Origin of the sequence: Mesorhizobium sp. M2A.F.Ca.ET.067.02.1.1, from assembly GCF_004023285.1 — a bacterium.
Taxonomy (GTDB): domain Bacteria; phylum Pseudomonadota; class Alphaproteobacteria; order Rhizobiales; family Rhizobiaceae; genus Mesorhizobium.
In genome coordinates, this window is the sequence record NZ_RZSB01000970.1 from 1 (window position 1) to 1914 (window position 1914).

3 protein-coding genes are annotated in these 1914 nt (G+C 64.4%); all 3 read left to right on the plus strand.

What is annotated here, in order from left to right:
• The coding region (locus EOA28_RS34325; protein ID WP_189342358.1) for an efflux RND transporter permease subunit at positions 1–578 on the plus strand (578 nt) is incomplete at its 5' end.
• Positions 579–724: 146 nt separating this feature from the next.
• Complete coding sequence (nthA, locus tag EOA28_RS34330) at positions 725–1342, plus strand: nitrile hydratase subunit alpha (protein WP_127252723.1); 618 nt, start codon at positions 725–727, stop codon at positions 1340–1342.
• The coding region (gene nthB / locus EOA28_RS34335) for a nitrile hydratase subunit beta (RefSeq protein ID WP_128315774.1) at positions 1339–1914 on the plus strand (576 nt) is incomplete at its 3' end. The genes nthA and nthB, both read left to right, overlap by 4 nt.

Genomic DNA, 1914 nt, shown 5'->3' on the forward strand with positions numbered 1-1914 from the left:
CGATTCTCACGATCTATATCGTGCTCGGCATGCTCTATGAGAGCTTCATCCATCCGCTCACCATCCTCACCGGCCTGCCGTCGGCGGTGCTGGGCGCGGTAGTGGCCTTGCGCTTCGCCGGCATGGATCTTTCGGTGATCGCGGTGATCGGCATCCTGATGCTGATCGGCATCGTCAAGAAGAACGGCATCATGATGGTCGACGTCGCGCTGGAGCTGAGGCGACAGGGCATGTCGGCGAAGGAGTCCATCCACAAGGCCTGCCTGATGCGTTTCCGGCCGATCATGATGACGACGCTGGCCGCGCTGATGGGTACCTTCCCGATCGCGCTCGGCACCGGCGCCAGCGCTGAATTGCGCCAGCCGCTCGGCATCGCGGTGGTCGGCGGCCTGCTCGCCTCGCAGGCGCTGACGCTGTTCGTCACGCCGGTGATCTACGTCTATTTCGAGAATTTCTCGGGCTGGCTGCTCAGCTTCTCGTCGAAGAAGAGCCAGCCGGCGCTGCATGTAGTGGAAGGCGGCGAGCAACCCTCACTGTTCGACGGCGAGTCGGAACCGAAGAAGGTGGCGGCCGAGTAGGAGCACAATCCCGAAAAGTTGCAGACTTTTCGGACAAGATCATGCCTCAGAAAACAAACCTGGAGCGAAGCCTCAGTTTCGCTCCAGTTCCGCTGGCCCAAGGCGTGGCGCTTGCGGCCAACGGCAGCCGATCCTAGTCTCGGGGCATGACCCACGATCATGACCACGACAACGAGCTCGATCCGTTCGCGGCGCGCGTGCGCGCGCTGGAGACGATCCTGACCCAGAAAGGCCTGATCGATCCGGCGGCCATCGACGTCATCGTCGATACCTACGAGACGAAGATCGGCCCGCGCAATGGCGCGCGGGTGGTGGCGAAGGCCTGGAACGATCCGGCTTATGCCGAATGGCTGAAGCACGACGCCACCGCCGCCATCGAATCGCTTTCCTATACCGGCCGCCAGGGCGAGCACATGCAGGCCTTGTTCAACACCGAGGAGACGCACAACCTCGTCGTCTGCACGCTGTGCTCGTGCTATCCGTGGTCGGTGCTCGGCCTGCCGCCGGTCTGGTACAAGGCGCCGCCTTACCGCTCGCGGGCGGTGATCGATCCGCGCGGCGTGCTCGAGGAATTCGGGCTGACGCTGCCCAAGGACAAAAGAATCCGCGTCTGGGATTCAACCGCCGAGCTTCGTTACTTGGTGGTGCCGATGCGGCCCAAGGGCACGGAAGGCTGGAGCGAGGAGCAACTCGCCGGGCTGGTCAGCCGCGACGCGATGATCGGCACGGCGCTTGCCAAAGAGCCGGAAGGAGAGCCGGCATGAACGGGCCGCAGGATCTCGGCGGACAGATGGGCTTCGGGCCGGTCGCGCCCGAGAAGGACGAGCCTTATTTCCACGCCGCATGGGAAAGGCGGGCGTTGGGCGTGACGCTCACCGCCGGCTCCATGGGTGCCTGGAACATCGATGAAAGCCGGCATGCCCGGGAATCGCTGCATCCCGCCGACTACTATTCGTCGAGCTACTACCAGATCTGGATCAAGGCACTGGAAACGCTGCTGAAGCGCCATGGCTTCGTCACCGAGCGCGACCTTGCCGCCGGCAGAGCGGTCGATGCGGCCTCGACGCCGAAAACGGTGCTCAAGGCAGCGGATGTGCCGGCGGTGCTCGCCAAGGGAGGGCCGTGCGACCGGCCGGTCGCCACGCCGGCGCGGTTCCAAGCGGGCGACCGGGTGCGCACCAAGAATTTCAACCCGACCGAACATACGCGCCTGCCGCGCTACGCGCGCGACAAGAACGGGAGGATCGAGGCCGTTCGGGGCGGCTTCGTCTTTCCGGACAGCAACGCACATGGCAAGGGCGAGAACCCGCAATGGGTCTATACCGTAGTGTTCGAC